We start from the raw sequence: 7,523 nt of genomic DNA, 5'->3' as shown, positions 1-7,523 counted from the left end.
GAATTGATGGAACAGGCATAAGCCTCTTTCTTCATCCTGTGTATTTTATTCAGTTTTCAATGTCACAGATGAAGGAAAGGGGCTAAATTTATGCCTAAAAATAAGGTTTTCGGACAGGCTGAGGGGGGGAGAAATCAGAAGACTACTGCTTGCTCGAAAGGTATACCATCCATAAGAGAAAAATGATATATTGCCACAATATAGTAGTGAATTTATCGTATACAATGATAGCTGACGATATTATCTTATCAGCATTGACAGCATCGTGGAGACAATATCAGAATAAGCCATGACCGTCTGTCCCCTTCCCCATCTCTTTCCCCAAAGACTATTGATATCATTCCTTCTGGAGCCAACAAACAGAAAATAAAAAGAATAGACTATAGCAAATGTAATGTGAGAGCAAGTAAAAATGCCGATTAGGCATTTTCTACGCAGTGATATCTTTACATTTGCTATAGTCTATTCTTTTTATTTTCGTCTGTTTCCCCTAATGAATCAAATAGTAACTACCTGGTAATTTTCTTGAAATCAGAAATTTGCTTCTCATCCTATAGAAATGATAAAATTATACTTATGAAAAAAATCGCAGGAAGGATAAGAAGATTGTATGAGGAAAAGGAATAGTTGGATACAAAAGAAAAGTGTTGTAGTTATAATAGCAGTTCTTTTATTAATAGCAATTTTAGCTGTGGCAGCGGAACTTGGAATGAAAAGTGGTAGCAGACCGCTAGGAATGATAGAAAAGATTAAGAATGGGAATAAGGATAATAATGAGAGTAATTCGGATTCTGATTTGGATTCAGACAACATGGAAGGAGAAGATGGGGAGAGGGAATCCAAGAATGATTCAGACAGTGAATTGAACACAGGATACGGTTATGAGATGGATGTATTTTCTGATAAGAACAATTCAACTGAGAAAAAGACCGTTTATGAAAAAGGTTATGATCTTCCAGTAGACGAGCAGGAAAATAAAACGGCAAAAGAAGAATTACATGAGATGATGCAGGCTGTTTGGCCTATTTATGATAAAAGTGAAAAAGGTGATACCAGCAATGTAGTATTACCGAATAAGACTGTCAAGAAGATATTGGATAAGATAGAAAGCTGTTCTGTTCCGGCATTTTTTAGCGGAAGAGAAGAACATATGTGTAATGCAGACAAATTTGATGCATTTTTAAAGAAAGCACAAAAAGGAGAAAAGGACAGTATTGTAGTATATGAAGTTCACGAAGATGGTGGTATCGGACGGAATAAATATATTTTTGACGGACAAAATATGTATGTCTTATATGTCGGCTCCGTCTGGAATGATGATGAAGACGTAATCAGTATTGACACAACTTATACAAGAATAAAAGAATGGAACTATGCAAAAGATGGTTGGTTTACTGGAGAATATTGTGTACCAGAACCACCGGAAAGATCTGAAACAGTAGATGGAAGGTTTAGGATTCTGGTTTAATTTGTTAAGCTAAACAGACGAAAAAAGAAATAATACCATATCCCATCTGCTCTGTAGTCGCTGTGTTTAAGATGCTTATGCGCATCTTAAACACGCTCCGAAGCCGCATCTGGGATATGGTATTATTTCTTTTTTCTGTGTTTTGGCTCCAGAAGGAATGAATTCAATAGTCTTTGGGGAGATGAAGGGGGAGAAATCAGAAGACTACTGCTTGCTCGAAAGGTATCTCGTCAGATTTATTAGGAGAAAACAGACGAAAAAAAGAAACAATGTCATATCCCATCTGCTCTGTAGTCGCTGTGTTTAAGATGCTCATCCGCATCTTAAACATGCTCCGAAGCCGCATCTGGGATATGGTATTATTTCTTTTTTCTGTGTTTTGGCTCCAGAAGGAATGAATTCAATAGTCTTTGGGGAGATAAAGGGGGATAGGTCAGAAGTCTACTGCTTGCTCGAAAGATATCTCATCAGAAGATTATATTCTATCTTTAACGAGTAGTAAAAAGAAAGGGCATATGAAGTTCATGAAGATGGTGGTTTCGGAAACTGAAATTACTGGTTAATATTGGATGATTTAGAAGGAAATCAAAGCAGAAATCTATTCTTTTCTTCATTAGTTAACTGTGTTACTTTTATTCCTTTTTCTTTGGCATAGTTCATCAATCCTCTTAAGTCCACTTTTTTTTGAATTTGGCTTAACATAATAGGTTCTGGCATATGTCTTAAAGATTCTTTATATTTCGTCATCTGTCCAGTCATAATCATACATCTCCATAATTCTTTTCGCATTCTCCTCATCAATAGCAAATTGATAAGGGTGTAACATCGCTATTATTTCCCCGTTAAACACTTCAACGTAATGCTGAAGCAAATTTTGATTTGCAGCAAATCCATACATAAATCAACCAAATCCAAATACTAATTTTCTATTTGTTATCAAAACCAGACAGCCGCTGAAACAAAATTTTATGCTGAATTGTAAGAAGACTATGATAAAGAAAAAAGAATTGTTATAAGTATTGCATTTTGTGACTTTGCGCTATGGAATTCTGACCATAGGAACTTGGGATTCGTTTTTCCCAAGTTCCTGTTTTTCTGGGCAGAATGGAATGCTTAGCGCAACGGAACAAAATCAAACTTATAACCATTCTTTTTTCTTTAGAAGACTCCATATAATTCAGCTCAATATCTTCTACTAAAGCGGCGTCTGTGTCCCCAGCAAATTAGTAGATTATCTTTTCTTTAATTTTGGAGCCAGTGGCATATCCCATGCGTGATGGTCTGTATGCAGCAGCTTATGAGACATACGTGAGAGTGGTTTCTCAAGGTATTCCTCGTAAGTTTTTAGTACTTCCGGATTCTCATGGGAGAAACGGCGCTCGTTGTGGGAATCGAGGAAGTAGAGATTCTTAGAGCGGATCTCAGCCATTTCTTTTCCTTCGTGGATCGGCTGTCCGCCACCGCCTACACAGCCGCCAGGACATGCCATAACTTCTACGAAGTGGTAGAATACTTCACCTCTGCGGATGGCTTCGATTAACTTTCTTGCGTTACCAAGACCGCTTACTACAGCGACTTTAACTTCTGTTCCGGCGATATCGATGGAAGCTTCCTTCCAGCCGTCCATGCCGCGGACACTGTGGAATGCATCAGGATCTGGGTTTTCTCCGGTCGCAAGGTAGTAGCAGCTTCTTAAAGCGGCTTCCATAACACCACCGGTTGTTCCAAAGATTACGGCAGCACCAGTTCCTTCTCCGCAAGGAGAGTCAAAGTGGTCTTCTGGAAGTCCGTAAACATCAATGTTGAGGGACTTCATGTAGTCAACGAATTCGCGTGTATTTAATACAACATCAACGTCAGGACCAGTTCCTGTACTGTCCATAGTAGGAAGTGCACATTCGGCCTTCTTTGCGATACATGGCATGATGGAAACGCTGAAAATGTTTTCAGGATCTTCATGAATCTTATCAGCAAAGTAGTTCTTGATGATGGCTCCCTGCATCTGTTGAGGAGACTTTGCTGTGGAAAGGCAGTCTACCATGTCAGGATACTGGGATTTTAAGAAACGAACCCAGCCAGGACAGCAGGAGGTAAACATTGGCCACTGGTAGTCTTCTTTATGTTTCAGTCGTTCTAAGAACTCGCTTCCTTCTTCCATAATAGTAAGATCGGCAGCGTAAGTTGTATCAAATACATAATCAAATCCCATCAGACGAAGTGCACCGGCAAGTCGTTCTGGGGAAGCAAACTTACGGGAAAGCTTGAAGGCTTCAGCCCATGCGGTACGAACGGCAGGAGCAACCTGAACAACTGTAGTTTTTCTTCTTGTATTTAACATACCGTTCTGAGAGAATACCGGACGTTTATCGTCACGGCCTGACAGAGCAGCAACTGGACAATGAGTGATACACTGTCCGCAAAGAGCACAGTCGGCTTCTTTAATATTTCTTCCAAGAGATACATTAACGGTGGTACGGGAACCAGTTTTGGCGATATCCCATACTTTTAAAGACTGTACTTTATCACAAATCTGGATACAGCGCATACATTTGATACATTTGCTCTCGTCACGGATAAGAGGGAAGTCCATAGGCCACTTCTCTTCTGTAATGTGTTGTTTGAAAGTACCACTTCCGAATTCAAGGTCGTTGGCAACTTTCTGAAGCTGGCAGTTTCCGCTTCGAACACAGGTAGGGCAGAAGCAGTTGTGCTGTGAGAGAATCAGCTTAATATTGATTCGGCGGGCATCACGTACTTTTGGGGAGTTTGTGTAAATCTCCATTCCTTCTTTTACTGTATTGTTACAGGAAGTGACGAGCCTTTCGATACCTTTTATTTCCACAACGCAGACACGGCAGGCACCGATTTCGTTGATATCTTTTAAATAACACAAAGTAGGGACAATCATTTTTGCCTCTCTGCAGGCTTCTAAAATCGTAGTTCCCTCTTCAACGGAGATAGGAACGTCATTTATCTTAATATTTACCATTCTTCAACTCGTCCTCCTTTAAATACTCCATAACCAAAACGGTCACAGCGCAGGCAGCGGTGTGCTTCCTGATTGGCTTCTTTGCAGGTCATGCCGTTCTCCACGATATTGAAATCCTTTTTACGCTCTGTAGTATTTCTTTCCATCATAGTAACACGTCCGCAAGGTGTCTTGTTCTCAATACGAGGTTCTGGAACAACAACGCCGCTTTCAATCTTATGATTGAATCCGAGGTAGTTGTCGATGTTGGCAGCCGCTACTTTTCCGGCTGCGATAGCACGGATAACGGTAGCAGGTCCGGTTACACAGTCTCCGCCGGCAAATACACCATCTTTTTCCGCAATAGAGCTATCCTTCTGTGCTAAGAAGCGTCCACGCTTTGCAGGGATGCCTGCACGTTCAAATGGTTCAGAAACGATATCCTGTCCGATTGCAACGATAACAATATCACAAGGGATATGTATAGGTTCTCTTCCGGAATTTGCAGGAGAAGGACGACCGCCAGTAATCAGGCCGATAATCTTAGGGTCAGCAACCATAGCAGTTACATACCCTTTTTTATTTGTTTCGATTGCCTGAGGGGCATGGAGTTCAAGAATCTCTGCACCCTCTGCGATAGCAGCCTCGATTTCGTCCATGAGGGCAGTCATATCAGCCTTTCTGCGTCGGTACATAACACTAACGTTTTTAGCACCAAGACGGATAGCAGAACGGGTAGCGTCCATAGCCACGTTACCACCGCCGACAACGATAACATTTTTGCCTGTAAAATCAGGTGGATTTCCATCTCCGATATCACGCAACATCTGAATAGCGGAAATAACACCCTTAGCATCTTCGCCAGGAATACCAAGCTTCTTATCTGTATGTGCACCGATAGAAATATAAACTGCATCGTAGTTTTCTTTTAACATCTTAAAGGAAATCTCTCCATCTCCATCACCGATGCAGGTATTCATCTTTGTCTCAACACCTGTAGCAAGAATGTTCTGAACATCTTCAGCAAGACGCTCTTTTGGGAGACGGTAGTTAGGAATACCATAGTAAAGCATTCCGCCGAGTTCTTTTCTCTGTTCGAAAATAGTACACTGATGTCCCATCTGCTGTAAATAGTAAGCAGCACTTAAACCAGAAGGACCGCCACCGATGATAGCAACTGTTTTACCAGTAGGTTCGCAGCATTCTGGAGGTGGCACAAGACCACAGTGGTCAGCGGCGTAACGCTTGAGCCCGCGGATATTTACTGCATCATCCACGAAGTTACGACGGCACTTTGTCTCACAAGGATGTTCACATACGAGTGCACAGGAAGTAACAAATGGGTTATCTTTACGGATTAACTTAACAGCATCTGCATAACGTTCATCTGCGATAAGAGAAATGTAACCAGGAACGTCAACACCGGCAGGACAAAGAGCAACACAAGGAACCGGCTGTTCCAGATGACAGGAACAATGTCCGTTCGTGATGTGTTCAATGAAATCTTCACGAAAACCTTCTAATCCTTTAAGAACCATTCTTCCAGCCTCGTAACCAATGGCACAGTCGGCACTGTCATAAATGGCTTTTGCAGTACGTTCAATTAAACTAAGTGTTTCTAAAGTGGCTTTTCCATCCAGTACATCTTCTAACATATCTTCAAGAACGCCCAGGCCGATACGGCATGGAACGCATTTTCCACAAGTCTGTGCATGAAACAGCTTCAGGAAAGAAGCAGTCATATCAACAGGACACAGTCCGGGAGGACTGGCAATAATTCGGCGTTCCAGATCTTCGTACAGATTGTCAACGACTAACTGGGCCTTGCTTTTTTTTCTGACCTCAAGTCTACTCATAATCTCCTCCATTCACAGGGATATTGCCCCGATAGCAAAAAATAGTCTCAATGACGCGATTATATCATATGAGAAAAAATTTGAAAAGAAATGATAATTTATTATCATTACAATAAAAATGTTATAATAATAACAATTTGCAAAAGAAAGCAGGAAGAGAGCATTAATTTATAAAAAAGACAGAAAAAACCACATCAAATGATAAAATATCATCGATAAATGTGGTTTTTCTTTGCATTTTCTTCAAAAATGTATAGCAAAATATTTTGAAAAAGTATTAGAAAAAATAGTGCTTACAAAAGAAAGCCGCCAGATTGTAATCTTTTTTTAACAATCGGTCCAGCAAGGACAACGAGAATGATTTTCACAAGGTCACCAGGGATATATGGAATTACTCCGGCAAGCAATGCCTGGTAAAAGGTAAGGTGTGCCTCGATGGCAAGCCATGCCGTACCAAAAATGTAAGCAACAATAGTACCGATGGCAAGACCGACAATCTGCATACCGCGGTTAGAAAACTTTTCAAAAGCAAATCCACAGATGATTGCCATTGGAATAAATCCGATCAGGTATCCACCAGTAGGTCCTAAAAGCTTTGCAAAACCAGAACTAAAACCGGAGAAAACAGGGAGTCCTGCAATACCAATAAGAAGATAGATTAGATAACTTATTGTTCCAAACTTCCAGCCAAGCAGACATACAGTCAGGTAAATTGCCAGATTTGTTAAAGAAATCGGAACGGGGCTGATTGGAATCGGGATGGAGAGTGGTCCTAAAATACAGGTGATGGCAGCCATAACAGCGATGAGTGCCATCTGGAATGTTGTAAAAGATTTTTTCTTTGTAGTAGTAACAGCAGACATGATAATTTCCTCTCTAAAATGTATTGTTAAAAATAAAACTGGCTCCATTATAAAAGAAGTAGAACAAATTGTCAACCAGAAATAAAAAAATAAGTTAACAATGCTTTTCTGATTGACAGGGAGCTGACTTTGGCCTTTCTTTCGCCACACAAGTAAATTTTTTTCAAAAAACTGGCATTCTGCACAAATATATTGACATTTTTTGCGTTTTTTTGTAAAATTAAAAATGGGACTAAAAGTATCAATAGGTAATTGCGAAACTCGCGATGCTCGTTCGCAATCTTGAACTTAAACAGGGAAGGATTCGTGCTTAGCACGAATCCTGGAATAAAAAGTGGATAACCGGACATTTTAGGCGCACTTTAATA

General features: G+C 40.3%; 5 protein-coding genes. 1 reads left to right on the top strand and 4 read right to left on the bottom strand.

What is annotated here, in order from left to right:
* The first annotated feature begins 610 nt into the window (after positions 1 to 610).
* Entirely contained in the window at positions 611 to 1,468 is an 858-nt protein-coding gene (locus tag FYJ25_RS14100; protein WP_096239091.1) for a DUF6070 family protein, read from the top strand.
* A gap of 585 nt (positions 1,469 to 2,053) precedes the next feature.
* On the opposite strand, the gene FYJ25_RS14095 is transcribed toward FYJ25_RS14100, so the two are convergent.
* The 4 genes from FYJ25_RS14095 to FYJ25_RS14070 all read right to left on the bottom strand — a co-directional run bounded on the left by FYJ25_RS14095 (position 2,054) and on the right by FYJ25_RS14070 (position 7,155).
* The gene (locus FYJ25_RS14095) at positions 2,054 to 2,227 is read right to left on the bottom strand and encodes a hypothetical protein (RefSeq protein WP_021906376.1); all 174 of its coding nucleotides are present in this window, start codon (positions 2,225 to 2,227) and stop codon (positions 2,054 to 2,056) included.
* A 472-nt stretch (positions 2,228 to 2,699) separates the two neighbouring features.
* A complete protein-coding gene (locus tag FYJ25_RS14480) occupies positions 2,700 to 4,457 on the bottom strand; it encodes a [FeFe] hydrogenase, group A (protein ID WP_205677400.1) in 1,758 nt (585 codons plus the stop codon).
* Positions 4,451 to 6,292: an NAD(P)-binding protein gene (locus FYJ25_RS14075; protein ID WP_154581575.1), complete on the bottom strand. Its 1,842-nt coding sequence runs from the start codon at positions 6,290 to 6,292 to the stop codon at positions 4,451 to 4,453. The genes FYJ25_RS14480 and FYJ25_RS14075 overlap by 7 nt, the downstream gene beginning before the upstream one ends.
* 293 nt (positions 6,293 to 6,585) lie before the next feature.
* Positions 6,586 to 7,155 (bottom strand): biotin transporter BioY, encoded by a 570-nt coding sequence (locus tag FYJ25_RS14070; RefSeq protein WP_117982320.1) that lies wholly within the window; start codon positions 7,153 to 7,155, stop codon positions 6,586 to 6,588.
* Between the last annotated feature and the right edge of the window lie 368 nt (positions 7,156 to 7,523).

It is taken from the genome of Anaerobutyricum soehngenii, assembly GCF_009697165.1.
In the GTDB taxonomy this organism is placed as follows: Bacteria; Bacillota; Clostridia; order Lachnospirales; family Lachnospiraceae; genus Anaerobutyricum; species Anaerobutyricum soehngenii.
This window is presented reverse-complemented; position numbering and strand designations above follow the sequence as displayed.